We start from the raw sequence: 26137 nt of genomic DNA, 5'->3' as shown, positions 1-26137 counted from the left end.
CGGCGGAGCCGGGTCATCGACCGCGGTGCCGGTGCGGTCCTTCGCCTGCGGCCGTGGAGGTTTGCGCGAGCACACCGCGGGCCCAGTCCCCGACCGTCGCGGCCCAGCCGGGGGTCGTGACGAGATCGTTGTGCCGCCCGCCCGGATAGATCTTCAGCGCCTTGGGCTCCGGCGCCGCCGCGTGCAGCGCGCGTCCCATCTCCACGGGCAGCAACTCGTCGCTGTCACCGTGCATGACCAGCGTCGGGGTATGCAGCGTGCGCAGCCGGCGCAGACTCGGAAAGGCGTTCGGCACCAAGGGTTTCGGGAGGAACGGGTACACCGCCCGGGCGGCGTCGCGCAATCCGGTGAAGGTGGACATCAGGATCAGCCCCGCGGGCGGGAATTCGGTGGCCAGCTCGATCGCCACCCCTCCCCCGAGCGATTTCCCCAGGTAGAGGACCCGGTCCGGATCCACACCCGGACGCCCCAGCAGCGCCTCGCGGGCGGCGCGCGCGTCGAGATAGCAGCCGGCCTCACTGGGCCTGCCCTCGCTGCGGCCGTATCCGCGGTAGTCGAACACCAGCACGTCGAGTCCGGCGGCCGCCAGCAGCGCCAGCACCGGCGTCCGGTCGCCGATATTGCCCGCGTTGCCGTGCGCGAACAGGATGTGCCCCACCGGTTCCGCCGCCCGCACGAACCACCCGTTCACCCGGACGCCGTCGGCGGCGGTGAAGTACAGGTCCTCGTACTCCACGTCCAGCCGCGCCGGTGTCACGGCGATCCGCCGCTCGGGCAGGAACGTCAGCGCGTTGAGGACGGCGGTGGCGGGGTGTCGCATGATTTCCTTCATACCTCGAGCGGCCGTCCGGAAAACCATTTGTCCGCCCGCCCGGGCCGCGGCTACGGTGCCCGGCATGGCTGTCGAGGCATCCGAGACGCCCACCGCGTCCTAGCCACCCCGCCCCGCACCCGGCCGCACGCCACGGCCGGGTCCTTCGGCATACCCTGCCCGACAACCGTTTCGAGGTATTCCCGTGCGCGCAGCCACGCTGTCATCCGCCGTTCTCGCCCTGGTCCTCCGTCCCGACGTGGGGCGGGATCCGCCCGTCCCCTCCGCGATCCACGGGCCCGACCGGCCCCGCAGCGGAAGACGACGGGAAGGAGATACATGTCCAGTTCCATGTTCCGGAGGAGGTCCCGCGCCAATGTCCGGGCGCACCGCGCCCGCTGGCTGGCACAGGCCGGAACACCGCAGCTGACGCGCTGCCCGGACCCGGCCTGCGGCGCGGTCGTCCCGCGGCATACGGCCTGCCCGGAGTGCGGCCGGTACCAGGGCCGCCAAGTGCTGCGACCACGTAAGCGCGGTTAGCGAGTGGCCCGTTCCCGATCGCCGGGAACGGGCCACTTCACCGCCCGGCGAGACCGGCGGTGGCGATCCCGCGCACGAAGACCTTGTTGGCGAAGGCGTACACGACGAGCATCGGCGCCAGCATGAGCAGCGAGGCCGCCATGAACACCGGCCAGTGCGCGGTGTACTGGCCCTGCATCCACACCAGCCCGAGGTTGAGGGTGGCAATGCTGGTGCGCTGCAACATGATCAGCGGCCACAGAAAGTCGTTCCACACCGTCACCCAGGTGAGCACCGCGAGCACGAGAATCGCGGGCTTGGTGTGCGGCAACAGAACTCGCCAGAAGGTCTGCCAGACACTGCATCCGTCGAGGATCGCCGCCTCCTCCAATTCCGCCGGGAGAGTGAGGAAGAACTGCCGCATCAGGTAGGTCCCGAACGCGCTGCCGAACAGGCCCGGCACGATCATCGACAGCGGGCTGTCCACCCAGCCGAACGTGCGCATGAGGATGAACTGCGGGATCACCGTGACCGTCAGCGGCACCATGAGCGTGGCCAGATAGGCCAGGAACACCACGTCGCGCCCCTTGAACGGCAGGCGCGCGAACGCGTATCCGGCCAGCGAGCAGAAGAAGACCTGACCGGCGGTGACACAGCCGGCGTACAGCACCGTATTGAGAAACATCCGGCCGAACGGCACGTACTCGAATACCAGACGGTAGTTCGACCACTGCGGCTCGGCCGGGAGCAGCGACGTTCCGGCGACCTCACCCTGTTTCTTCAACGATCCCGACAGCGCCCACAGCACGGGCAGCAGCGCACACCACGCCATCACCACCAGCGCGAGATAGACCAGCAGCCCGCGCGCCGTGCAGCGGGCGACCACCCGGTTCGCGCGGTTGCTCCGGGCCGCGGTGCTCATCGAACCTCCCCGGTGTCGTCGCGTCCCATCCGCAGCTGCAGAGAGGTGAGCGCCAGCAGGATCACGAACACCACCCACGCCAGCGCGCAGGCGTATCCGAGATCGTTGAACTGGAAAGCGTTCTGGAACAACATGATTCCGAACAGATACGTGGCTGTCTCGGGCCCGCCGTTACCGCCGGTGAGCACGTACGCCTGGTCGAATGCCTGGAACGAGTTGATGATCGAGATGACGAAGACGAACCCGAGCGCCGGGCGGATCATCGGCAGCGTGACCGACCAGAACCTGCGCGGCCCGCCGGCCCCGTCGATGCGCGCCGCCTCGTGCAGATCCTCGGGCACGCCCTGCATCGCGGCCAGCAGCACGGCCGCGGCGAACGGCACACTCTTCCAGATGCTGACCAGGCACAGCGACACCAGCGCCCAGCCCGGATCGATCAGCCAGCGCACCGGACCGAGACCGAACCAGCCCAGCATGGTGTTGAACAGGCCGCCGTCGGTGTTGAACATGAAGCCCCACACGACGGTCATCGCCGCCGTCGAGGCCACCAGCGGCATGAACAGCACGCTGCGAAACAGGCCGATGCCCTTCAGCTTCGCGTTCAGCGCGGCGGCGACGGCCAGGCTGATGACGACCGTCGGCACGATGGTGGCGACGGTGAAGATCACCGTGTTCATCAGCGCGGTGTAGAACAGCCGGTCACCGGTGAACAGCCGCCGGTAGTTCCGCAGGCCGACGAATTCCGGCGGATCGAACATATTCCAGTGGTGGAAGCTCAGATACAGCGAGAATGCCAGCGGGAACAGCAGGAACACCAGCACCGCAAGCAGATTCGGCACGATGAACACGCGGCCGGCGGCGGCCCTGCGGCGGGTCAGCGCCGAGCGCCGGTCGTTCTGCCGCGCCGGGGCGCGGTCCGCCCGCACGGTCACGACACCGCCCCCTGCAGCAGGCCGTCGAGCTCACCGGTCAGCCCCTCGGCGAACCACGAGGCCGGGGCGCCGCCGCGGAGCACCCGATCGGTGGCCCGATGCCAGGCGGCATCGACCTGGGGCCAGCGCGGACTCACCGGGAGATGATGCGAATGCGTCGGCCCACCGGTGAGCACCTCGAGATTGCGAATCCGGGTGTGCGCCCGGGCGAATTCCGGCGACTCCAGGGCCGACCGCAGCGCCGGCACGAACAGTCCGGACGCCGCGACGGCCCGCTGGCCCTCCGGCCCGGTGGCGAACTTGACGAATTCCCAGGCCAGGTCCTTCTTGGCACTGGCCGCGGCGATACCGAGCCCGGTGGTGCCGATATCGGATTTCGCGCTCTGCCCGCGCGGGCCGACGGGCAGCACCGTGACGTCGAAGTCCAGGTCCGGTTCGGCGGTCAGCGCGCTGTACTGCCAGTGCCCGGTCAGCACCATCGCGGCCTTGCCCTGCGAGAACACGTCCATCGCCGACATCGAGGCGGAGGCCGACTGCATATCCGCGGACGTGGGCGCGACCCGGTGCCGCACCGACAGGTCCGCGTAGAACTGGAACCCCTCGATGAACCGGTCGTCCTCGACGTTGGTCCGGGTCGGGTTGATCGGCGGCGTGAACCATTCGGCGCCGTTGTTCATCCCGAAGATCGCCCCCGACCAGCGCGGCACCGGCCACGCGTCGACGAAACCCCACTGGCTGGTCCGGCCCGAGGCGTCCCGTTTGGTCAATGCCTGTGCGGCGCCCAGGAATTCGGCGAAGGTCCAGGGATCTTCCCAGCGGGCCGGGGGCGGCGGCACCCCGGCCTCCTCGAACAGTTTCCTGTTGTAGTACAGGAAGATTCCCGCCCACTGCTCGGGCAGGGCGTACTGTCCACCCTCGAACGTGAAGGTTTCGTACAGCTGAGGAATGCTGTCGGCGCGCAGCCGAGCGGCGTAGTCGGGATCCCGGTCGAGCATGCCGTTGAGGTCCTGCAGCACACCGAGTTCGGCGAACCGCGAATACGACTCCCACTGCATCAGCACATCGGGACACTTCCCACCGGCACAGTAGGTGAGGATCTGCTGTTGCGGATCGACACCCGCCATCTGTACCCGAATGCTGATGTCGGGGCGGACCTTCGCGAACTCCTCGATGATCCGCAGCCGCACCGTCGCCTCGTCGGGCGTGGCCTGGTAGAAGAAGGTCAGCTCGTTCGGATCGCCGGAGCACCCGCTCACTCCCGGCACCGTCGCCGCGGCACCCGCTACCACCGCACCGCGCAGTAGTGCGCGCCGGCTCACCATCCGACCCTCCCGAAACCGTGCCCTTCGAAAACCGTTGATACGAAACGCCACACACGGTAACCGAAGGTGTCCGGGATCACACCGGGAATCGCCGAACCAACATCAAGTTCGAGCGCTCGGCGTATCCCGGGAACCCGGATCAAGGCTCGACGACCTCACGACGCATTCCACTTCATCTGTTCCGCCGGGGCGGACAGGATCGACCGTAGGTCCTCCAGCAGCGGCAGCAGGTCCGTCGAGCCGGCGGACCCCGATGGAGCCGCGCGGACACCCGTCACCGGATCAGCCGTCATTTCCACCGATCCGGTGACGGAGCGCCGCCCTACTACGTCCGCAGCACCGCGCCGACGGCGGCGGAAGCCGATGCCACGGCGGCATCGCGCGCCGCGCTGGCCTCGTCCTCGGTCAGGGTGCGGTCGGTGGCGCGGAAGCGGAGGGCATAGGTCAGGGATTTGCGGCCCTCACCCGCCTGGGCTCCCTCGTACACGTCGAACAGCGAGATGTCCTCGAGCAGCGCACCGGCGCCGGTGCGCAGCGCCGACTCCACCGAGGCCGCCGGAGTCGCCTTCTCGACACTCACCGAGACGTCCTGCAGCACCGCGGGGAACGCGGAAACCACCGGGGCGAAACGGGTTTCGCGCAGCGGCAGCGCGTCGAGGTCGAGTTCGAAGGCGCAGGTGCGGGGCGGCAGGCCGGTGCGCTCCAGCGCCGCGGGATGCAGCTCGCCCGCGTGGCCCACGACCACACCGTCGACAACCAGCTCGGCGCAGCGACCCGGATGGAACGGCAGATACGCCGCGGCCCGCCGCTCGATCGTCACCCCGGCGGCGTCGGCGACGGCATCGGCGAGCGCGAACGCGTCGGCGGCCTCGGCGGCCCGGCCCGGACCCCACGGCCCGCGCGGCTCCCGGCGGCCGGTCAGCACCGCCGCCACACGCACCGGCTGATCCGGCAGCGACGCCACCAGGGTCGCGATCTGCTCGTCGGTCGGGCGCCGGTCCACCGGCAGCGGATCGACGGCACGGGTCTCCCCCGTCGGCAGCACCACCTGAGCGATGCTGTAGATCGTCAGGTCGCGCTCGCCGCGAGAGATGTTGCGGGCGGCCACTTCCAGCAGTCCCGGCAACAGCGTCGTCACCAGCTCGGCGCGCTCCACGTCGAGCGGATTGAGCACGCGCAGGGTGGTGCGCCGCGGATCGTCGGCGGCCAGGCCCCAGGCGTCGAACATGCCCTCCTGCAGGAACACCGGCGCGGGCACCTCGACGGCGCCGGCGAACGCCAGCGCGCGGCTCACCGCGCGACGGCGGCGCTGGGCCGCGGTGAAGCCGCGCCCGGACGGGGCGGCGGGCAGCACGGACGGGATCTGCTCGAGCCCCTCCAGCCGCAGCACCTCCTCGACCAGATCGGCGGGCTGCACCAGATCGGGCCGCCAGCTGGGCGGGGTCACGACGAGCTGCCCGTGCCCGGTCTCGCTGACGCTGACGTCGACCGCGCAACCGATCTGCGCCAGCCGCCGCGCCGAGGTGCCGGTCGGGTAGATGATGCCCGCGGTGCGGTCGGCCCGATCGAGGTCCATCCGGATCGGCTCCGGCTCGGGCACCGGCACCCGGACGTCGGTGAGCTCGGATTCGACAGTGCCACCGGCGATCTCGGCCAGCAGCGTGGCCGCCCGATCGAGCGCGGCGACGTTCACCTCCGGATCGACGATGCGCTCGAACCGCCGCGACGCCTCGGACGCCAGCTTGTGCCGCCGCGCGGTGCGGGCGATGGCGACCGGATTCCAGGTCGCCGCCTCCAGCAGGATCTCGGTGGACTCGGCGCCCACCTCGGTGGAGGCGCCGCCCATGACACCGGCCAGCGACACGACACCGGAATCGTCGGCGATCACGACATCCTCGGCGTCGAGCACGCGCTCGGCGTCGTCCAGGGTCCGCAGCTTCTCGCCCGCCCGCGCGCGGCGCACCACCAGGCCGCCGCGGAGCTCGGCCGCGTCGAAGGCGTGCAGCGGTTGGCCCAGCTCCAGCATCACGTAGTTGGTCACGTCGACGGCCGGCGAGATCGGCCGCACCCCCGACAGCAGCAACCGCCGCTGCAACCACCACGGACTGACCGCCGCCGGGTCCACCCCGGTCACCCGCCGCGCCGCGAACCGGGTGCACAGCGACTCCGGCTCCAGCCGCACCTGCCAGGCGTCGGCCTCGTCGTCGGGCAGCGTCCGCACCGCCGGATCGGCGTATTCCAGATCGAAGCCGCAGGCCAGCTCGCGGGCGAGGCCGCGCACCGAGAAGGCGTAGCCGCGGTCGGGGGTGATGGCCAGCTCGATCACCGTATCGTCCAGGCCGAGCACGTCGTTGGCATCGGCACCGGGCTCGGCGGTCCCCGGCTCGAGGACCAGAATGCCGGAATGATCCTTGCCGATGCCGAGTTCGGCGACCGAGCAGATCATGCCGTTGGACACGTGCCCGTAGGTCTTGCGCGAGCTGATCTCGAAACCACCGGGCAGGATACCGCCCGGCAGCACCACCACCACCAGATCGCCGACCGCGAAATTGGTGGCGCCGCAGACGATCTCCTGCGGCTCGGACCCGCCGATATCCACCTTGCAGAACCGGATCGGCTTCTTGAACTCGGTCAACTCGGTGATCTCGGCGACCCGGCCCACGACCAGCGGGCGATCGGTCCCGCCGGTGATCCGCTCCAGCCGGTCGACCTCCTCGACCTCGAGGCCGACCCGGACGAAACCGGCGTCGAGCTCGTCCGGCTCCACCGACCACGCCGGGGTGGTGCGCTGCAGGACTTCGGTCAGCCAGGACTGCGCTACTCGCACTTGACGTTTCGCTCCTCGTGATTGGCGCTGCTCGAATGTGGTGCTGCTCGAACGGTGACGGTCAGGACTGGATGCCGAACGGCAGCGTGAACCGCACGTCGCCTTCGACCATGTCGCGCATGTCGGGAATGCCGTTGCGGAACTGCAGCGTCCGCTCCATGCCCATGCCGAAGGCGAACCCGCTGTACTCGTCGGGATCGATACCGGAGGCGATGAGCACGTTCGGGTTCACCATCCCGCAGCCACCCCATTCGACCCAGCCGGCGCCGCCCTTCTTGTCCGGGAACCAGACGTCGACCTCGGCCGACGGCTCGGTGAACGGAAAGAAGCTGGGCCGCATGCGGGTCCGGGTGTCCGGCCCGAACAGCGCCCGCGCGAACGCGTCCAGCGTGCCGCGCAGATGCGCCATCGTCAGGCCCTTGTCCACGGCCAGCCCCTCGACCTGCGAGAAGATCGGGGTGTGCGTGGCGTCCAGCTCGTCGGTGCGGAACGTGCGGCCCGGGCACACCACGTAGATCGGCAGCTCCCGCTCCAGCAGCGAGCGCACCTGCACCGGCGAGGTGTGCGTGCGCAGCACCTGCCGCGACCCCTCCGGCGCGATGTGGAAGGTGTCCTGCATGGTGCGGGCGGGGTGATCGGGCAGGAAATTGAGCGCGTCGAAGTTGAAGTGCTCGGTCTCCACCTCCGGCCCCTCGGCGACCTCCCAGCCCATGCCGACGAAGACCTCCGCGATCCGCTCGGACAGCACGGTGATCGGATGCCGGGCACCGACCGCCCCGCGCGGGGCGGGCAGCGTCACATCGATGGTCTCGGCCACCAGCACCGCGGCGTCCCGCTCGGCCAGCAGCGCGGCACGGCGCGACTCGTAGGCCTCCGACACCCGCGACCGGGCCACGTTGACGCGCTTGCCGGCGTCGGCCTTCTCGGCCTTCGGCAGCCCGCCCACCGCCCGCTGCGCCAGCGCGATCGGCGACTTACCGCCCATGTGCTCGGTCTTGGCGGTGGCGAGCGCATCCAGGTCGGCCGCCGCGGCAAACGCCTTCTCCGCCGCTGCTGCGGCGGCGGACAGCGATTCCTCGCTCGGTGCCGTGCTCTGCTCGGCTCGTGCGTTCTCGTCGGCCACGATGATTCGTCTCTCCCCTGGCTGGTTCGGGTTTCGGCGGACTGCCCACCTGACATTGTTGCTGGTCGAATCGTACGCAATGTACCCAGGCCACTTCACCGGGATTTCGGCCGAGGTCACTATGACCACCCCCACCCGTGACAGCGGCGGCACCGAGGGCATATAGTTAGCTGCGGCAACCAACTTGTTGGCACGGCCACATAACTTCGACGCGGTCCCGCAGCCGGCCTCGACGGCCCCTCCGCCCGGCCACCGCGTCCGCCCATCCAGGGGAACGACCAGGGGAGAAGACCGTTGACCACCACCACCGCGAGAGATCCCGCGCAGGACCAGGCGCCGGCCGACGACAGACCGATGACCCACCGGCAGATCATGGAGGCCCTGTCGGGCCTGCTGCTGGGCATGTTCGCCGCGATCGTCTCCTCGACGATCGTCTCCGCCGCGCTACCGAAGATCATCGGCACGCTCGGCGGCGGCCAGACCGCCTACTCCTGGGTCGTCGCCGCCGCCCTGCTCGCGATGACGGCCTCCACCCCGATCTGGGGCAAGCTGGCCGACCTGTACAGCAAGAAGGCCCTCGTCCAGATCGCCCTGCTCGTCTTCGTCGCGGGTTCGCTCGTGGCCGGACTGTCGCAGAACGCCGGAATGCTGATCGCCTGCCGCGTGGTCCAGGGCATCGGCGCGGGCGGACTGTCGGCGCTGGCCCAGATCGTGATGGCCGCGATGATCGCGCCGCGCGAACGCGGCCGCTACAGCGGCTATCTGGGCGCGACCTTCGCCGTGGCCACCGTCGGCGGCCCGCTGCTGGGCGGCGTCATCACCGATACCAGCTGGCTGGGCTGGCGCTGGTGCTTCTATGTCGGCGTCCCGTTCGCGCTGATCGCCCTGGTGCTGCTGCAGAAGACCCTGCACCTGCCCGTCGTCCGGCGCCGGGTGAAGGTGGACTGGCTCGGCGCATTCCTGGTCACCACCTCGGTCTGCCTGCTGCTGATCTGGGTCAGCTTCGCCGGGAGCAAGTACGACTGGCTGTCCTGGCAGACCGCGGCGATGGTGGCCGGCTCCGTGGTGCTGGGCGTGCTGTTCGTGCTGGCCGAGTTCCGGGCCGCCGAGCCGATCGTGCCGATGCGCCTGTTCCGCAACCGGACCATCACGCTCGCGTCGGCGGTCTCGCTGCTGGTCGGCGTCGCGATGTTCGCCGGCACCGTCTTCTTCAACCAGTACTTCCAGCTGGCTCGCGGCAAGTCGCCCACGATGTCCGGCGTCATGACGATCCCGCTGATCGGCGGCCTGTTCATCGCCTCCACCGTCTCCGGCCGGATCATCACCCGGACCGGCCGCTGGAAGGTGTGGCTGGTCTGCGGCGGCGTCCTGATCACCGCCGGCCTGGGCCTGCTGGGCACGATGCGGTACGACACCAACTACTGGCTCGTCGCGATCTACATGGCGTTCATGGGCCTCGGCATCGGCATGACGATGCAGAACCTGGTGCTGTGCGCGCAGAACCAGGTGGCCCCGGAGGATCTCGGCTCCGCCAGTTCGCTGGTCGCCTTCTTCCGCTCGCTCGGCGGCGCGGTCGGTGTCTCGGCGCTCGGCGCGGTGATGGCGAGTCAGGTCAGCGACCATATCGCCAGCGGTCTGGCCCGGCTGGGTCCCGACGCGGCCAAGGCCCTGGGCAGCGGGTCGGGCAGCGGTATTCCGGATATGGCGACCCTGCCCGGACCGGTCCGCACCGTGGTCGAGGAGGCCTACGGGCACGGTATCGCCGACATCTTCCTGTACTCGGCGCCGATCGCGTTCGTCGCGTTCCTGCTGACGCTGTTCATCAAGGAGGTGGCGCTGCGGACCACGAGCGGACCGGCCGCGGAGACGGAATCGGTCGCCGCGATCGCGACCGCCGAGGCCGGCCTGGACAGCTGGGTGTACGAGGACGTCACCGAGTCCGGGGGCAGCGGGGTGCGCGGGTTCGTGCGTTCCGGTGACGGCGCGCCGCTGCCCGGCGCCGCGCTGACGCTGATCTCGCCGACCGGACGCCAGGTCGGCCGGGCCATCGCCCACGCCGACGGCCGGTTCGGCCTGGACGCGCCGCACTCGGGTTCCTATGTGCTCATCGCGTCCTCGGACGGATACCAGCCGCAGGCCGCGACGCTGTCGATCGACGGGCGGCCGCTCGACCACGACTTCCGGCTGAGCGGCATGAGCGGGCTGTCCGGCACGCTGCGCGCCGACGGCGACGGCGCCCCGGTCGCCGATGCCGTGGTGATCGTCACCGACGCCCGCGGTGAGGTGATGGCCGCCGGCGCGTCGGGCACGGACGGGAAATACGAACTGGCCGACCTGATCCCGGGTCCGGCGACGGTGGCCGTGAACGCCGCCGCGTTCCAGCCCGTCGCCGTCTCGGCGGAGGTCCGCGGCCACGGCACCACCCGGCTCGACCTCGTCCTGTCCCGGGGCACGGTGCTGCGCGGCACCGTCCGCACCGCGGCCGGCCCGCTGCCCGATGCCCGGGTCACGCTCGTCGACGCTACCGGCGGCGTGGTCGGCACGACCATCACGGGCCCCGAGGGGACCTACGCGTTCGGCAACCTCGGCAACGGTGACTACACGGTCATCGCCACGGGCTACCCGGAGACCACGACCACGGTCCTCCTCGAGGCCGGCGAGACCGGGAGCCACGACATCGAGCTGTCGCACCCGGCCGACTAGGGATTGGGCGAACGACCCTGCGGGCCACCGGCAATGCCGCCGGTGGCCCGCAGTGGTATATCCCGGTATGAATCCTCGCTCCGAATCGACGGGATCCACACCGACCGCGATCGGGTAGTACAGGGCGAACTCCCGCCGCACGCACCCCCTTTCACCAGGCTGCGCGGGCCGAGCGCCGTTCATGGCCGCCGCGGGCCGAACACCCTCGCGACGACGGGCCGACTGCCGTTGCGGCGCTGGGGGTTGCGGGCAGAACCGTCCTCGGTGCCGGTGGTGCTCGCCTACTCATACCGACCGCGCCGACGCACATCAGCGAGATGACGGGCCTGTCACCGGCGTTTCGGCGAGTGCTGGACCCGGGCGCCGGCGTAGAGGCAGATGGCCGCCGCGGCAGCGAGATTCAGGCTCTCGGCGCGGCCGTGGATGGGGATGCGGACGCGGTGGTCGGCGCGGGCGGCGACGGCCGGGTCCAGTCCGTGCGCCTCGTTGCCGAACAGCCAGGCCACCGGACGCCGCAGGATGTCGTCGGCATCGTCGAGATCGACCTCGCCGCGGGCCGTGGTGGCCAGCACGGTGACTCCGGCGTCGCGCACCGTCGACAGCACCGTGTCGATATCGCGCTCGCGGGCGATGGGCAGATGGAAAAGGCTTCCGGCGCAGGCGCGTACGCATTTGCCGTTGTGCGGGTCCACCGAGTCACCGGCCAGGACGACACCCTGCGCCCCCACCGCGTCCGCGACCCGAATCACCGTGCCCGCATTGCCCGGGTCGGACATCTCCACCGGGATCGCGAGCAACCGCGCGGGCCCCGATCCGGTCTGTCCGATGCCCGCCCGCGACCCGCCCGCCACATCCGTTCCGGACATCGCGCCGACCGGTGGTTGCGCCGAAACCACCTGCGCCAGTGAAACATTCACCTGACGGCACACCGCGACCAGGCCGGGCGGGGTGACGGTCTCGCCCAGCTGTTCCGCCGCCCGGTCGCTCACCGGCGTCGTGCGCACGCCCCGCGCGGCCGCGCTCGCCACCAGCTCGTGCTCACGTTCGGCGGCCCGGTTCGAGAAGTACAACTCCTCGACGTGTCCGGTATCCAGCGCCGCCGCCACCGAATTGGCGCCCTCGGCCAGAAACAGCCCGGTCTTGCGCCGCTGCGCCGCGCGATGCAGCTTGACGGCGGCGACGATCCGAGGATTGCGCCAGTCGAGGAGATCGGAGTTCACGGCCGGTCGCCGATCGTGCGGTGGTACCGACCCGCAACAAGCACCGGTTCGCCGAATCGGTGTACGACGTCCCCGTCATTCGGCACCCGGCACCGGCTCGCGGGGTTCGCCGGACCGATGCGATCAGCGCTCACGGCCGTGCCCCCGGCACAACGCGACGACCCGCGGATCGCGCTCTCCGGGGAGAGCGTTCCGCGGGTCGTCGGCAGTAGTTCGGGAGACCCGATCGGCTCACGCAGCGGGGGCGTTGACGTCGGCGGGCAGCGCGGCCTTCGCCACCGCGACCAGACCGGCGAACGCCTCGGCATCCGACACCGCCAGCTCGGCGAGGTTCTTGCGGTCCACCTCGACACCGGCGGCCTTCAGGCCCTGGATGAACCGGTTGTAGGTGATGTCGTTGGCGCGGGCCGCCGCGTTGATGCGGGCGATCCACAGCTTGCGGAAGTCACCCTTGCGCGCCCGGCGATCCCGGTAGGCGTAGGTGAGCGAGTGCAGCTGCTGCTCCTTGGCCTTGCGGTACAGCCGCGAGCGCTGCCCGCGGTAGCCCTTGGAGGCCTCGAGGATGGAACGGCGCTTCTTCTGAGCGTTGACGGCCCTCTTGACGCGTGCCACTGGTCAGTCCTTGTTCGAATCGAGGGGCGCCTGCGGCGCCCGGGTGCGGGAGATGGTGACGGCGGATCCTGCTCAGATACCGAGCAGCTTCTTGACGCGACGGACGTCGGCCTTCGCGACATCCTCCGTGCCTTCCAGACGACGAGTCCGGCGCGAGGGCTTGTGCTCGAACAGGTGACGACGGTTCGCCTGCTGGCGCAGCAGCTTGCCCTTACCGGTCACCTTGAATCGCTTCGAGGCGCCGCTGTGGCTCTTCATCTTCGGCATGGATTCCCAATCTGTCTCGTGCCGGCGGCAGCGCACTGCCGCCGGTGCTGTATCGGTTCTACTGCGGAATGACCGCTTCGGCCTCCGGCGCGGGCGCCGCGTCGGATCCGGACGCGGGCTCCGAACCGGGTCCCGGCGTCCGCCGCGGCACCGCCGCCGGGGCGGAACCGCCACCGGCCGGCGCGGTGCCCCGCTGCGACACCGTCTGCTGCGCCTTGGCCCGGGTCTTCGCACCCTTGTGCGGCGCGAGGACCATCGTCATGTTCCGGCCGTCCTGCTTGGCCGAGGTCTCCACGAAGCCGAGATCGGCGACATCGGAGGCCAGCCGCTGCAGCAGCCGGAACCCGAGCTCGGGCCGCGACTGCTCGCGACCGCGGAACATGATCGTCACCTTGACCTTCGACCCGGCCTCGAGGAACCGCATCACGTGGCCCCGCTTGGTCGCGTAGTCGTGGTCATCGATCTTGGGGCGGAGCTTCTGCTCCTTGATCACGGTCTGCTGCTGGTTCTTCCGGGACTCGCGCGCCTTCTGCGCCGTCTCGTACTTGAACTTGCCGTAGTCCATGATCTTGCAGACCGGCGGACGCGCGTCCGGCGCGACCTCGACCAGATCGAGGTCGGCTTCCTGCGCGACGCGTAGTGCATCTTCAACACGCACGATCCCAACCTGCTCGCCGCCCGGTCCGATGAGCCGGACCTCGGGCACGCGGATGCGATCGTTGATGCGGGTCTCAGTGCTGATGGGGCCTCCTAGGTCAAGCGGTGTCGTCCAACGACCGCGCGCTATAACTGCAACCCCATATCCAACACGAAAGCCCCGGTGCGGTATTTCACCGCCACGGGGCCCGATGTCGACCGGTCTCCGATGCGCACTACTACCGGTGCATCGGCCTCGCCGGATATCCCGCACGAGGAACCCATCGTCTCGCGATGGGTGACCGGACCGCCGGGCCTGGCTCACGCTGACAACTTCCAGCGGGGTGCCGGTCGACGGTGGGAGTCGGGCTCCACTTATGGCCCCGATCCGGTTGCGTAACACGGCTGCAGTTACCGGCCCGGGGCGGTCGTCGCAGCACAGCTTAACACCCGGCTACCCGCAACTCCCAATCGGTGGCCCCCGCGACCAGGCGCGCCGGTTTCGGGTGTCATGCTACGGGCATGAGTGAGGCGTCGCCGGCCGAGGCCGTATCCGCGAACGACACGGCCTCCGGGCATCCGGACGAGGCCGTGCGCGAGCTGGCCGATATTCCCGCGGTCGAGGTGATCAGCCGGGCGGCCGTGATGCTGATGAGTTCGGCCGCCGAGAAACTCGGCCTCGCCGACGACGATCCGGAGACCAGCCCGCGCCGCGATCTCGACGAGGCCCGCCGCCTGATCACCGCCCTCGCCGGCCTGATCACCGCCTCGGTGGAATATCTGGGCCCGCACGCCGGCCCGCTGCGCGACGGACTGCAGTCGCTGCAGCGCGCCTTCCGCGAGACCTCGGCCCACCCCGACGAACCGGGCAAGGGTCCCGGCGAGAAGTACACCGGCCCGGTCTACTGAGCCCGCGCTGTGCGGCGAACCCCCCACTGCTCCAACCGAATACAATATTCCCGGTTCGAACCACATCGGCCGCTGTCACCCGTTAGATTCGACGGATGTTCCTGCGGGTAACCACAGCTGTCAAGACGCGACATCCGGGAGCAGCATGACGGCCAGAACCGACCTGGAAAACGAGCTACGCGGCCCGACCGCGGCCCTGGACCCACTGTCCGACGGCGAGATCGCCGATCTGCTCGGCCTGTTCACCGCGGCCCGGCAACAGGAGCGGTTCGCCCTCGCCGAGGCCATCGACGGAGTGGTCGGCGCCCTGCCTAAACCGCTGCGCGGCGTGACGCGGAAAATCATGTTCGGCGACGCGGGCAGCTGATGAGCGAGCTCGTCACCCGCGCCCAGATCATTCTGCTGGCCCGCACCCTGCACGTCTCGCCGCACCGGCTGGCGCATCTGGAACGCCTGGGCGCCGACCGGCTGCACGAACTGCAGCAGCGAATGGCGGCCGTGATGTTCGACGAGCACACCGAGACCTTCCGGCGGATCAGCAGGCTGGTACCGGTCATTCCGCTCACCATCTCGCTGCCCCTGGTGCAGCGGATCGTGCCGCCGATGATGACCGGCCGCGCCGCCGGCGCCGTCGGCGTCGACCACCCGAAGAAGGCCATCGAGACGATGGCGATGCTGCGTACCTCCTACGCGGCCGACTGCGCGCCGTACCTGGATCCCGTCACCGTCGGCCGGTTGGCGGCCGACGCGCCGCCCGGACCGCTCGTGCGCATCGTCAACGAGATTCTGCGCCGGCGCGACTACGTCACCGCTGGGCCGTTCCTGGAGTACGCCACGCCGAGCCTGATCGAGGCGGTCGAGCAGGGTGTGCCCGACGACGAGGGGCTGATCTTCTCCGCCGCGTTCGCGTATTCGACGACGAGCATCAGCGCCACCGTGCGGCAGCTGCTGAACGGTCCGGCGCAACGCATTCCGCGGATGGTGCACACCGTGCTGGTCGGCTCGCCCGAGCTGCAGTCGGCGGCGCTGTCGGTCTTCGGCCGCTGCGACCCCGATATCATCACCGCGGTCGGCGACGTGCTGTTCAGCATCGGGTCGGCGGAGTCGATCGGCACTCTCGTCAGCAACGCCGGGCGCATGGGCGTCACGGTGGAGCTGCTGTCGTTCACCGCCCACCTGAGTCCGGTGGCACTCGACCGGATGGCCGCCAATCCGGTTCTCGCCGACCGGAATACCGTGACGGGGATGGTCGCGGCTCTCGCGGGCCCGGTCGGGTCGAGCAGCTGGCGTGGCCTGTTCGAGCTGGCGGCACGCACCGACGTCGATACGCGACGCACGATCGCGCGGCTGCTCACCGAGGCGTCCGAGGATATGGTGGCCACCCTGCCGTCCCGCGCCACCGAGGCCGCCCTGTGGCCGCTGCTGCTGGAGGTCGTCGCCGACGCCGACGCCGACGTGCAGGCCCGCATCGGATCCATCTGGGCCGCACTGCCTCCCGAACGCCGCGCGGGCCTGCACCGCCACCTCGACGAGCGCGCGGGCGACGTGCGCCTGGCCGGGCTGCGCGCCGCCGTCCCCTCGGTCGCGATCGAGGAGGTGTTCTTCCGCCGCCGCCAGATGCGCCGCCACGGCCCCGGCGGTGACGGCACCGAATTCGGTGCTGCCGCAGGGGGTTTCGGGAACCGGTAGGCCGCCGCGGGTACGCCCTGCCGGTATCTGTCGTGGAGCGACGGATCGCCGGCCGCAGATCCGCTGCTCGCGGTCACCTGTCACGCTTCCGACCCCTGGCGAGCGCCGGAACTGCGCGATCGTGGGCGGCCGAGATCAGAGCCGCGCCGCGAATGTGCAGGCGCAGAACAGGGTCGGCATCGCCCGCTCGTCCAGGGCGCCGCACCTCGAGCAGTTCGGTGGAATCGCCCTCGGCGACGGTCTGCACCCGGCTGTCGGCGTCGATGGCGCGCGAGATCCGTTCGGGTATGGCCGATCCGGATCACCCTGCCGCACGGAGCCGCCGACCGCAGCGCACGGTCCGGCGCGCCCTCAGCGCAGCGCGGCCGCCTTGCGCCGGGCCGCCGCGGCGCGCTTGGGGTCGGCATCCGCCGCCTTCTTCACCGCGGGCTTCTTCGCGGTCGTCTTCTTCGCCGGCGCCTTCTTCGCCGCCGGCTTCTCGGTCGCGCCGTTTTCCGCCGCGGTGACCTCCGCACGCGCCGGCGCCGGTTGCTGTGCGACCGCCAGCACGTCGCGCAGGAACTGGCCGGTGTAGCTCTCCGGCACGGCCGCAACGTCTTCCGGAGTGCCCTGGGCGATGACGGTGCCGCCGCCCGAACCGCCCTCGGGGCCCATGTCGATCACCCAGTCGGAGGTCTTGATGACGTCCAGGTTGTGCTCGATGACGATCACCGTGTTGCCCTTGTCGACCAGGCCGTTGACGACGCCGAGCAGCTTGCGGATGTCCTCGAAGTGCAGGCCCGTGGTGGGCTCGTCCAGGATGTAGACCGTGCGCCCGGTCGAGCGCTTCTGCAGTTCGGCGGACAGCTTCACGCGCTGCGCCTCGCCACCGGACAGCGTCGGGGCGCTCTGCCCCAGCCGGACGTAGCCCAGGCCGACGTCGACGAGGGTGCGGAGATAGCGGTGGATCGAGGTGACCGGCTCGAAGAATTCGGCCGCCTCCTCGATGGGCATGTCCAGCACCTCGGCGATGGTCTTGCCCTTGTAGTGCACCTCGAGCGTCTCGCGGTTGTACCGGGCACCGTGGCATACCTCGCACGGGACGTAGACATCGGGCAGGAAGTTCATCTCGATCTTCAGCGTGCCGTCGCCCGAACACGCCTCGCAGCGGCCGCCCTTCACGTTGAAGGAGAACCGGCCCGGCTGGTAGCCGCGCACCTTGGCCTCGGTGGTCGCCGCGAACAGGGTGCGGATCTTGTCGAAGACGCCGGTATAGGTGGCCGGGTTGGAGCGCGGCGTGCGGCCGATCGGCGACTGGTCCACCTGCACCAGCTTGTCCAGGTGGTCCAGGCCGTTGATCCGGGTGTGCCGGCCGGGCACCTGCCGGGCGCCGTTCAGCTTGTTCTGCAGCACGGTCGCCAGGATGTCGTTCACCAGCGTGGACTTACCCGAGCCGGAGACACCCGTGACGGTGGTGAGCACGCCCAGCGGGAAGTTCACATCGATGCCGCGCAGGTTGTGCTCGTTCGCGCCGACGACCGTGAGCTGCTTCTTCCTGTTCACCGGGCGGCGCACCATCGGCACCTCGATGCGCTCGCGGCCCGAAAGATACGCGCCCGTCAGCGAATTGCGATCTTCCAGCAGACCCTTGTAGGGGCCGCTGTAGACCACCTGGCCGCCGTGCTCGCCCGCCATCGGGCCGATGTCGACCACCCAGTCGGAGGCGTGGATGGTGTCCTCGTCGTGCTCGACGACGATCAGCGTGTTGCCGAGATCGCGCAGCCGCGACAGGGTCTCGATCAGGCGCCGGTTGTCGCGCTGATGCAGGCCGATCGACGGCTCGTCCAGCACGTACAGCACGCCCACCAGGCCCGAACCGATCTGGGTGGCCAGCCGGATGCGCTGCGCCTCACCGCCGGACAGCGTGGCTGCCGCCCGCGACAGCGTCAGGTACTCCAGGCCCACATCGAGCAGGAAGCCCAGCCGCGCCTGGATCTCCTTGAGCACCTGCCCGGCGATCGCCGCCTCCCGCTCCCCCAGTTCGAGCGAGTGCAGGAACCTCGCGCAGTCGCGGATCGAGAAATCGCACACCTCGGCGATCGACCGGCGGCCCTCTGCCGAGTTCAGCGTGACGGCCAGGATCTCCGGCCGCAGCCGCGCCCCGGAACACACCGGGCACGGGATATCGCGCATGTACCCCTCGTAGTGCTCCTTCATCTGCTCGGACTCGGTGTTGTCCATGCGCCGCTGCAGGAACGGCATCACGCCCTCGAAATCGGCGTAGTAGGAGCGCTTGCGGCCGTACCGGTTGGTGTAGGACACGTGCACCTGGTCGTTGCTGCCCTCCAAAACGGCCCGGCGGGCCTTGGCGGGCAGCCGATTCCAGGGGGTGTCCATCGAGAAGCCGATGGCCTCGGCCAGGCCCGACAGCAGCCGGGTGAAGTACTCGGCGGTCTGCCCGCGCGACCACGGCGCGATCGCGCCCCCCGCCAGGCTCAGGTCCGGATCGGGCACCACCAGATCCGGGTCGACCTCCTTGCGGATGCCGAGGCCGACGCAGTCGGGGCAGGCGCCGTAGGGCGAGTTGAACGAGAACGAGCGCGGTTCCAGGTCCTCGATGTCCAGCGGGTGCCCGTTGGGGCAGGCCAGCTTCTCCGAGAAGCGGCGCTCCCGGTCGTGCGCGTGCTCCTCGCGGTCGACGAAGTCCAGCACCACGATGCCGTCGGCCAGGCGCAGCGCCGTCTCGATCGAATCGGTCAGCCGCTGCTTGGAGCTCGGCTTCGCGGTCAGGCGGTCGACCACGACCTCGATGTCGTGCTTCTCCTGCTTCTTCAGCTTCGGCGGATCGGTCAGCGAATGGACCACGCCGTCGACCCGGACGCGCGAATAGCCCTGGGTGTTCAGCTGATCGAACAGGTCGACGAACTCTCCCTTGCGGGTGCGCACCACCGGCGCCAGCACCTGGAAGCGGGTGCCCTCGGGCATGTCCAGCACCTGGTCGACGATCTGCTGCGGGGTCTGCTTGGCGATCAGCTCACCGCATACCGGGCAGTGCGGGGTGCCGGCCCGCGCGTACAGCAGGCGCAGGTAGTCGTAGACCTCGGTGATGGTGCCGACGGTCGAGCGCGGGTTGCGGTTGGTGGACTTCTGGTCGATGGACACCGCCGGCGACAGGCCCTCGATGAAATCGACATCGGGCTTGTCCATCTGGCCCAGGAACTGCCGCGCGTAGGCCGACAGCGACTCGACGTAGCGGCGCTGGCCCTCGGCGAAGATCGTGTCGAAGGCCAGGCTGGACTTGCCGGACCCGGACAGCCCGGTGAACACGATGAGACTGTCGCGGGGAAGGTCGAGGTCCACTCCCTTGAGGTTGTGCTCCCGTGCTCCGCGCACCGTCAGGCGATCCGCCACCGGCCGTCCCTTCTCGATCGTATTCAGCGTCCAATTGTTTGGGGATCCTCGCCCGAGCGCCGCGGCTCGGGCGCCGCCCCTCGTCGTCATGCTAAGCACACCCACCGACAAGTTGGCAGCGAAGCGGACGCGAGGCGCCGGACCAGGGATTTCGGCGGTCACCGGCGGTACCGTCGGCCGACCGCACCCAACCAGACTACGTGTCGCCGCCCTCCGCGCACGGCCGGTGTGCGTGGCCGGACACGACAGCCGGCGGCTCAGGCGGGACCGAGCACGAGCACCGAATTGTGCCCGCCCATACCGAGCGACGTCTTCACCGTGACGCCGCCCGCGAACGGGGCCGGGCCGTCCAGCAGCCGCGGATGCGCGGTCGCGACGATCGGCGGGGCCGGCACCACGCCGCGCTCGTAGCCGAGGGCCGCCGCGGCCACCTCGACCCCGGCGGCCGCCCCCATGCAGTGCCCCGTCATCGGCTTGATCGAATAGATCAGCGGGCCATCGGCGAACACCTCCCGCAGCAGCGCCGTCTCCGCGACGGCGCACTGCTCGGTGCCGGGCCCGTGCGCGTTGTAATAGGTCACCTCGGCCGGCCGCACATCGGCGAAATCGAGTGCGCGACGGGCACATTCGTAGATCTGAGCCAGACTCGGCTCGACCGAGACGACGTGGTGCGCATCGTTGGTCATGGCCCCGCCCAGCACCCGGACATAGGGCCGGTCGGCGGCCCGGGTCGCCACGAACGCCACCGACGCCTCGCCGAAGCCGAAGCCCCGGCTCCCCTCCTGGAACGGACGGCACGCCTCCAGCGGCTCGGTATCCGACACCGCCGCGCCCATCCGCACGAAATGCTCGACCATCTCGGGACTGCCCGACAGGTCGGTGGTCACACAGATCACATCGTCGGCGAAGCCCTGGTCCAGCCACAGCTTCGCGGTGATCAGGGCGACATTGGCCGAACTGCACGCCGCCGACACGTTCATCGACGGGCCGTGGAACCCGAACTCCTGCATCACGACCGAGATCGGCGTGGACGGTAATAGTCGGAGGTAGTCGCGGGATCTGCGGTGGCCCTGGTCGACGGTGTAGAAGTCGCGCCACTCGTAGACGTCGCCGAGCACGATGGCGTGCAGCAGGCCGACGGTGCGCCCGGGCCGCCAGCCGCGCCCGGTGGCGTCGGCGATCGCCTCGCGCGCCGACTCGTGCACCGCCCGGCCGTAGCGGCTGGGGCTGATCGCCGGATCACCGCCGTCGGGTAATCGGGCAACCCAGGCGTACTCGTCGCGCTCGGGGCCGTACCCTGGATACAGCCGGGCCGCGGACTTGCCGCTCAGCAGGCCGTGCCAGAGCGCCTCGCGCCCCCAGCCGTACCCACTGACGACTCCGATCCCGGCTATCGTCATATGATCTTGATATTGTTCCGCGGGCCGCGGAGTGGTGGTGCCTGGCATCGCATAGCTCCTTCACCGGTCCCGGGCCGGATAGCGAACACTGTGCCATCGCTGAGCAAACCCGTAGCAGTAATGATCGCCGATCGGGACCGGATGACGTGCCCGGAATGCGATGACGGAATACCGTCGGCGCTGTGATCTCGTACACGCCGATTGGGAAGATCCCATGTGCCATTGTCAAAGGTCACCGATGATCAGGGGGTACGTGTGGTGGAGGCGGGTAACGACCGGGACGTCCGGGTCGATGCCGAACAGCTTGCCCAGCGGTACCGGACCCTGGTCGAGCACAGCCCCGACGGGGTAGTGGTCCATGAGCGCGGCATCATCGTTTTTGCCAATCCAGCAATAGTAAGGCTACTCGCTGCCGAGACCGCCGATCAGGTCATCGGCCGGCCGGTGACCGACTTCGTCGACGCGCGGTCGGTGCCCGCCATGCTGGAGCGGATCGGCCGGCTGGAGTCCACCGGCGACGCCTCCGATCCGGCCGAGATGACCCTGATCCGCCTCGACGAGAAGACCGTCGACGTCGAGACGGTCTCGGTGCTCACCGCCTGGCAGGACCACCTCGCCTACCAGGTCGTCATCCACGACCTCACCGCCCAGCGCCGGGCCGAGGCCGCCCAGCGCCGCGCCGAACAGCACTTCACCACCGTGGTGTCGCAGCTGGAGGAGGGCGTGGTGGTGATCGATCGGGACGGCCGGATCGAATCGGTCAATCCCGCCGCCAAGCGGATCTTCGGCCACGACGGCGACGATCTGGTCGGCACCCGCATCGACGCGCTGCCGCTGACGCTGCTGGACGCCAACGCCCAGCCGCTGCCACCGATCCGGCATCCGGTCGCGCGCACCCTGGCCACGGGCGAGACCATCACCCGCTACGTGTTCGGCGTGGACCGGTCCGACGGTCAGCGCCGCTGGCTGTCGGGGTCGAGCCGGCTGCTCAATCCGGGCGATCCCGCCTCCCCGGCCGTCTCGTCGTTCAACGACATCACCGAATTCCGGGCCAGCCGAAGGCAATTGGAGTATCAGGCCACGCACGACCCGCTGACGGGACTGGCGAACCGGTCGCTGGTGCTGGCCCGGCTGGCGGCCGCCCTGGGCACCAGCGAGGAGCAGCCGGTGTCGACGGTGCTGTTCATCGATCTGGACGGGTTCAAGGCCATCAACGACACGCTGGGCCACGCCATCGGCGACACCGTGCTGCAGATCGTGGCGCAGCGCCTGCAGCGCAGCCTGCGCGACGACGACGTGGTGGGCCGGCTCGGCGGCGACGAGTTCCTGGTGCTGCTGTCCGGCCACACCCGGCCGGCCGACCTCGACACCCTGGTGGCCCGGCTGCGCCAGAGCATGGCCGAACCCATCATCGCCCGCGGCCACCGCATCCACGTCGACGCCTCGATCGGGATCACGCCGCTGCACCCCGGCGACACCCGGACCCCGGAGGTGGTCCTGCACGATGCCGATCTGGCGATGTACCGCGCGAAGCCGGGCGGCCACCGCGAGGGCAACGGCTTCGGGCGGCCGAACAATACCCACGCATCCTGATCCGGGCGTCCCGGGTGTCCGGTGTCTCACCTGGGATTACGGCGAGCCGGTCGAACCCGAACTAGACTCGACGACTCGGTTTTCCCTTCGTGCGGCCCGTGCGCGGCCGACCGTGGTGACAAGGAGTTGACGTCTTGCCCGACCGCCGCACCGACGATCGCCCGGCAACCGACCACGCCGCCGAACTCGACCGCGAACAGGACCATCTGACGCTGCTGTATCAGCGCCTGGACGCCATGCGCGAGTACGCCCAGCGCCGCCTGAAAACGGTGCTGCTGGAGACCGGCGGCACCCCGCAGGCGCGCAGCGAGCGCGAATCGTTCACCCAGCTCTATTCCGAGGATCTGGCCAAGTACGACGCCGCCGAGCACGGCCTGTGCTTCGGGCGAATAGACCTATCCCAGAACGACACCGACGAGAGCCGCTACATCGGCCGCCTGGGGATCCTGGACGAGGACGACGACTACGCCACCCTGCTGCTGGACTGGCGGGCCCCGCTGGCGCGGCCGTTCTACCTGGCCACCACCGCCCAGCCGGACGGGGTGACGCGGCGGCGGCACATCCGCTCGCGCAACCGCGCGGTCACCAAGATCACCGACGAGTTCCTCGATCTGGAGACCGCGCGGCAGGCCGGCGCCATCGAGTCCGACGACGCCGGCGTGGGCAGCGAGAGCGCGCTGCTGGCGGCCCTCAACGCCGCCCGCACCGGGCATATGACCGATATCGTCGAGACCATCCAGAGCGAGCAGGATGCCATCATCCGCTCCGAGCACAAGAGCGTGCTGGTGGTGCAGGGCGGCCCGGGCACCGGCAAGACGGCCGTGGCGCTGCACCGCGCGGCCTACCTGCTCTACACCTACCGCCAGCAGCTGGACCGGGCCGGCGTGCTGATCATCGGCCCGAACACGACCTTCCTCGACTACATCGGCCAGGTGCTCCCGTCGCTGGGCGAGACCGGCGTGCTGCTGTCCACGATCGGCGATCTGTATCCGGGAGTGCATGCCACGCGGGAGGATTCGCTGCGGGCCGGGGAGCTGAAGGGTTCGACGGCCATCCTGGACGTGCTCAAGCAAGCCGTGCGCGACCGGCAGCAGGTACCGCGCGAGCCGATCCGGCTGAGCTTCGACGGCAACGAACTCGTGCTGGACCGCAAGATCGTCACCAAGGCCCGCGGCCGCGCCCGGTCCTCCCGCCGCCCGCACAACCTGGCGCGGCCCCTGTTCGCCGCATCCGTGGTGGACGCGCTCACCGATCAGCTGGCCCAGATCCTGGGCCGCGACCCGGTCGCCGAGGAGAACGGGCAGCGCACCGACCGGAGCCGGAATCTGCTGAGCCAGGCCGATCTCACCGAGATCCGCGACGAGATGCGCGCCGACGCCGACATCCAGCGCGAGATCGCCGCGCTGTGGCCCATTCTGACCCCGCAGGAGGTCCTGGCCGAGCTGTGGGCCGATCCCGGCCGGCTGGCCCGCGCCGCCGGCGACCTCGCCCCGGAGGATCGCGAGGAGCTGCACCGGCCCGGCGGCGCGCACGAGTTCAGCGCCGCCGACGCACCGCTGCTGGACGAACTGGCCGAACTGCTCGGCGTCGACGACGCGGAGGAACGGGAGCGGGCCCGCCGCCGCTGGCGCGCCCAGCTGGCCGAGGCGCAGGACGCGCTCGACATCCTGACCGGTTCGGCGCCGCAGGATCTCGAGGACGACCTGGACCCGGAGATCCTGATGGCCTACGACCTGATCGACGCGAGCCAGCTCGCCGAACGCCAGAACGTCGGCACCCGCCAGACCACCGCCGAACGCGCCGCCGGCGACCGCACCTGGACCTACGGGCACGTGATCGTCGATGAGGCGCAGGAACTTTCGGAGATGGCGTGGCGAATGGTCATGCGGCGCATCCCGAATCGCTGGGTCACCGTCGTCGGCGATGTCGCGCAGACCGGCGATCCGGCCGGCGCCTCGTCGTGGCGGCGGATGCTGGAACCGTATGTGGCCCAACGGTGGAAGCTGACCGAGCTGACCGTGAACTACCGCACCCCGGCGGAGATCATGGCGGTGGCCGCCGACGTCCTCGCCGCGATCGATCCGGACGCCGCGGCGCCGCGGTCGGTGCGCGATTCGGGGAGTTCGCCGGAGGCGTTCCGGGTGGGCGCGGACGACGCGGTGGCGACGGTGACCAGGCTGGTGGGCGAGGAGGCCGGTCGCCCGGGCATCACCGCGGTGCTGGTGCCGCACGACCGGGTCGGCGACTACCTGGGCCTGGCAGGAGATTCCGTGCGGGTGCTGACGGTGTCGGAGGTGAAGGGCCTGGAATTCGACGCGGTCGTCCTGGTGGAGCCGCAGGCCGTGCTGGACGAATCCCCGCGCGGACTGAACGATCTCTACGTCGCGCTCACCCGCGCCACCCAGCGGTTGTCGGTGGTGCACACCGGCGCCCTCCCCGACGTGCTGAGCCGGCTGAAGGCGGCCGACTGACGCGAAACCCGAAGCGGCCGTGAACGGGTGGAAGGCCCGTTCACGGCCGCGTGCGTGGCGTCCGGACGCTCAGCGCACGGTGTGCACGATCAGCACGTCGGTACGGGACTTGCGGGCGACGTCCGAGGGCACCGAGCCGAGCAGCCGGCCGGTCAGGGTGTTCAGGCCGCGGTTGCCGACCACCAGCAGATCGGCCTCCACCTCCTTCACCAGCGTCAGCAGCGATTCGACGGGCTCGCCGACGATCGACTTCTCGACGATGTTGGCGGCGCCGGCCGCGGTGGCCCGGTCCCGGGCGGTGCGCAGGATCTCGTTGGTGGGCGCCGAGCCGCGCACCTGATATGCCTCGTCCTTGAGCACGTCGGCCGCGGCGGCGACGTCCCGGTCGTCGGTCGGGTAGAAGGCACAGGCGATGTACAGGGTGGCCTGCGCGTCCCCCGCCAATGCGGCGGCCTTGTCGACGGCGACATACGACGAGTCCGAGCCATCGGTACCGACGACAATGGATCGGTAGGCGGTCATCTCTCCTCCAAACGTGCAACTTGTCGGATGCCGGCGCGTTTCGCCCACGAGTGCGGGCTCCGCGCGGCAACTGCGCTAGACCATAACCGCTGAACGGTCGGAAAAATCCGAAATCGCAACACATCACACTTTCGTGCCGGGTAACGCGCGGCACACATTCGCGCGCCGGATGCCGGAAACGACCCGCACCACCAGCGCTGATTCCGGATCGCCGACGGTTCCGGGCGATCCGTGACACCGACCGAACGGTATTGTGCCACTGGGATTTT

Annotated in this window: 21 protein-coding genes; 7 read left to right on the top strand and 14 right to left on the bottom strand. The window is 69.9% G+C overall.

Annotation, left to right across the window (positions count from 1 at the left end):
* Positions 1–13: 13 nt before the first annotated feature.
* On the bottom strand, positions 14–820 hold the full coding sequence (locus D892_RS0125400) for an alpha/beta hydrolase (protein ID WP_024803929.1): 807 nt from the start codon (positions 818–820) through the stop codon (positions 14–16).
* Between the two features lie 330 nt (positions 821–1150).
* On the opposite strand from D892_RS0125400, the gene rpmF reads away from it, so the two are divergent.
* The gene (gene rpmF, locus D892_RS45600) at positions 1151–1351 is read left to right on the top strand and encodes a 50S ribosomal protein L32 (RefSeq protein WP_232236167.1); all 201 of its coding nucleotides are present in this window, start codon (positions 1151–1153) and stop codon (positions 1349–1351) included.
* Between the two features lie 37 nt (positions 1352–1388).
* On the opposite strand, the gene D892_RS0125395 is transcribed toward rpmF, so the two are convergent.
* The 6 genes from D892_RS0125395 to pheS all read right to left on the bottom strand — a co-directional run bounded on the left by D892_RS0125395 (position 1389) and on the right by pheS (position 8456).
* Positions 1389–2252 carry a carbohydrate ABC transporter permease gene (locus D892_RS0125395; RefSeq protein ID WP_036567472.1) on the bottom strand — a complete coding sequence of 288 codons (864 nt, stop codon included), beginning with the start codon at positions 2250–2252 and terminating at the stop codon, positions 1389–1391.
* Positions 2249–3178 carry a carbohydrate ABC transporter permease gene (locus tag D892_RS0125390; protein ID WP_369801834.1) on the bottom strand — a complete coding sequence of 310 codons (930 nt, stop codon included), beginning with the start codon at positions 3176–3178 and terminating at the stop codon, positions 2249–2251. Before D892_RS0125390 ends, D892_RS0125395 begins: the two co-directional genes overlap by 4 nt.
* Positions 3179–3180: 2 nt before the next feature.
* A complete protein-coding gene (locus tag D892_RS0125385; protein WP_024803926.1) occupies positions 3181–4506 on the bottom strand; it encodes a sugar ABC transporter substrate-binding protein in 1326 nt (441 codons plus the stop codon).
* Positions 4507–4661: 155 nt separating this feature from the next.
* The gene (locus D892_RS47005; RefSeq protein WP_156959673.1) at positions 4662–4799 is read right to left on the bottom strand and encodes a hypothetical protein; all 138 of its coding nucleotides are present in this window, start codon (positions 4797–4799) and stop codon (positions 4662–4664) included.
* Positions 4800–4831: 32 nt separating this feature from the next.
* The gene (gene pheT / locus D892_RS0125375; protein ID WP_024803925.1) at positions 4832–7333 is read right to left on the bottom strand and encodes a phenylalanine--tRNA ligase subunit beta; all 2502 of its coding nucleotides are present in this window, start codon (positions 7331–7333) and stop codon (positions 4832–4834) included.
* A 61-nt stretch (positions 7334–7394) separates the two neighbouring features.
* Positions 7395–8456, bottom strand: a complete 1062-nt coding sequence (pheS, locus tag D892_RS0125370) for a phenylalanine--tRNA ligase subunit alpha (protein ID WP_024803924.1) — start codon at positions 8454–8456, stop codon at positions 7395–7397.
* Between the two features lie 294 nt (positions 8457–8750).
* Here pheS and D892_RS0125360 point away from each other — a divergent pair, with 294 nt between their 5' ends.
* Complete coding sequence (locus D892_RS0125360; protein ID WP_232236166.1) at positions 8751–11159, top strand: MFS transporter; 2409 nt, start codon at positions 8751–8753, stop codon at positions 11157–11159.
* Between the two features lie 329 nt (positions 11160–11488).
* Here D892_RS0125360 and D892_RS0125355 read toward each other — a convergent pair whose 3' ends face one another.
* The 4 genes from D892_RS0125355 to infC form a co-directional block, all read right to left on the bottom strand.
* On the bottom strand, positions 11489–12379 hold the full coding sequence (locus tag D892_RS0125355; RefSeq protein WP_024803922.1) for an RNA methyltransferase: 891 nt from the start codon (positions 12377–12379) through the stop codon (positions 11489–11491).
* A gap of 231 nt (positions 12380–12610) precedes the next feature.
* Positions 12611–12991 carry a 50S ribosomal protein L20 gene (gene rplT / locus D892_RS0125345; RefSeq protein WP_024803921.1) on the bottom strand — a complete coding sequence of 127 codons (381 nt, stop codon included), beginning with the start codon at positions 12989–12991 and terminating at the stop codon, positions 12611–12613.
* Between the two features lie 72 nt (positions 12992–13063).
* Positions 13064–13258, bottom strand: coding sequence for a 50S ribosomal protein L35 (gene rpmI / locus D892_RS0125340; protein WP_024803920.1), 195 nt, complete (start codon positions 13256–13258; stop codon positions 13064–13066).
* 58 nt (positions 13259–13316) lie between these two features.
* Positions 13317–14045 carry a translation initiation factor IF-3 gene (gene infC, locus D892_RS0125335; protein ID WP_024803919.1) on the bottom strand — a complete coding sequence of 243 codons (729 nt, stop codon included), beginning with the start codon at positions 14043–14045 and terminating at the stop codon, positions 13317–13319.
* Between the two features lie 371 nt (positions 14046–14416).
* Here infC and D892_RS0125330 point away from each other — a divergent pair, with 371 nt between their 5' ends.
* The 3 genes from D892_RS0125330 to D892_RS0125320 all read left to right on the top strand — a co-directional run bounded on the left by D892_RS0125330 (position 14417) and on the right by D892_RS0125320 (position 16492).
* Positions 14417–14803: a DUF1844 domain-containing protein gene (locus D892_RS0125330; protein ID WP_024803918.1), complete on the top strand. Its 387-nt coding sequence runs from the start codon at positions 14417–14419 to the stop codon at positions 14801–14803.
* 145 nt (positions 14804–14948) lie between these two features.
* Entirely contained in the window at positions 14949–15170 is a 222-nt protein-coding gene (locus D892_RS0125325; RefSeq protein ID WP_024803917.1) for a hypothetical protein, read from the top strand.
* Positions 15170–16492 (top strand): hypothetical protein, encoded by a 1323-nt coding sequence (locus D892_RS0125320; RefSeq protein ID WP_024803916.1) that lies wholly within the window; start codon positions 15170–15172, stop codon positions 16490–16492. The genes D892_RS0125325 and D892_RS0125320 overlap by 1 nt, the downstream gene beginning before the upstream one ends.
* A gap of 351 nt (positions 16493–16843) precedes the next feature.
* Here D892_RS0125320 and uvrA read toward each other — a convergent pair whose 3' ends face one another.
* Both uvrA and D892_RS0125305 read right to left on the bottom strand, forming a co-directional pair.
* Entirely contained in the window at positions 16844–19882 is a 3039-nt protein-coding gene (gene uvrA / locus D892_RS0125310) for an excinuclease ABC subunit UvrA (RefSeq protein ID WP_024803915.1), read from the bottom strand.
* A gap of 257 nt (positions 19883–20139) precedes the next feature.
* Positions 20140–21282, bottom strand: a complete 1143-nt coding sequence (locus D892_RS0125305; RefSeq protein WP_024803914.1) for a beta-ketoacyl synthase N-terminal-like domain-containing protein — start codon at positions 21280–21282, stop codon at positions 20140–20142.
* Positions 21283–21498: 216 nt separating this feature from the next.
* Between D892_RS0125305 and D892_RS0125300 the strand changes: the two genes are divergently transcribed.
* A complete protein-coding gene (locus D892_RS0125300; RefSeq protein ID WP_369801772.1) occupies positions 21499–22875 on the top strand; it encodes a diguanylate cyclase domain-containing protein in 1377 nt (458 codons plus the stop codon).
* Positions 22876–23009: 134 nt separating this feature from the next.
* Positions 23010–25346 (top strand): ATP-binding domain-containing protein, encoded by a 2337-nt coding sequence (locus D892_RS0125295; protein WP_024803912.1) that lies wholly within the window; start codon positions 23010–23012, stop codon positions 25344–25346.
* A 69-nt stretch (positions 25347–25415) separates the two neighbouring features.
* Here D892_RS0125295 and D892_RS0125290 read toward each other — a convergent pair whose 3' ends face one another.
* Positions 25416–25868, bottom strand: a complete 453-nt coding sequence (locus D892_RS0125290) for a universal stress protein (RefSeq protein ID WP_024803911.1) — start codon at positions 25866–25868, stop codon at positions 25416–25418.
* Positions 25869–26137: the final 269 nt, after the last annotated feature.

The organism is Nocardia sp. BMG51109 (assembly GCF_000526215.1).
Taxonomy (GTDB): domain Bacteria; phylum Actinomycetota; class Actinomycetes; order Mycobacteriales; family Mycobacteriaceae; genus Nocardia.
Note: the sequence above shows the minus strand (reverse complement) of the source record. Positions and strands in the feature narration are given on the sequence as shown.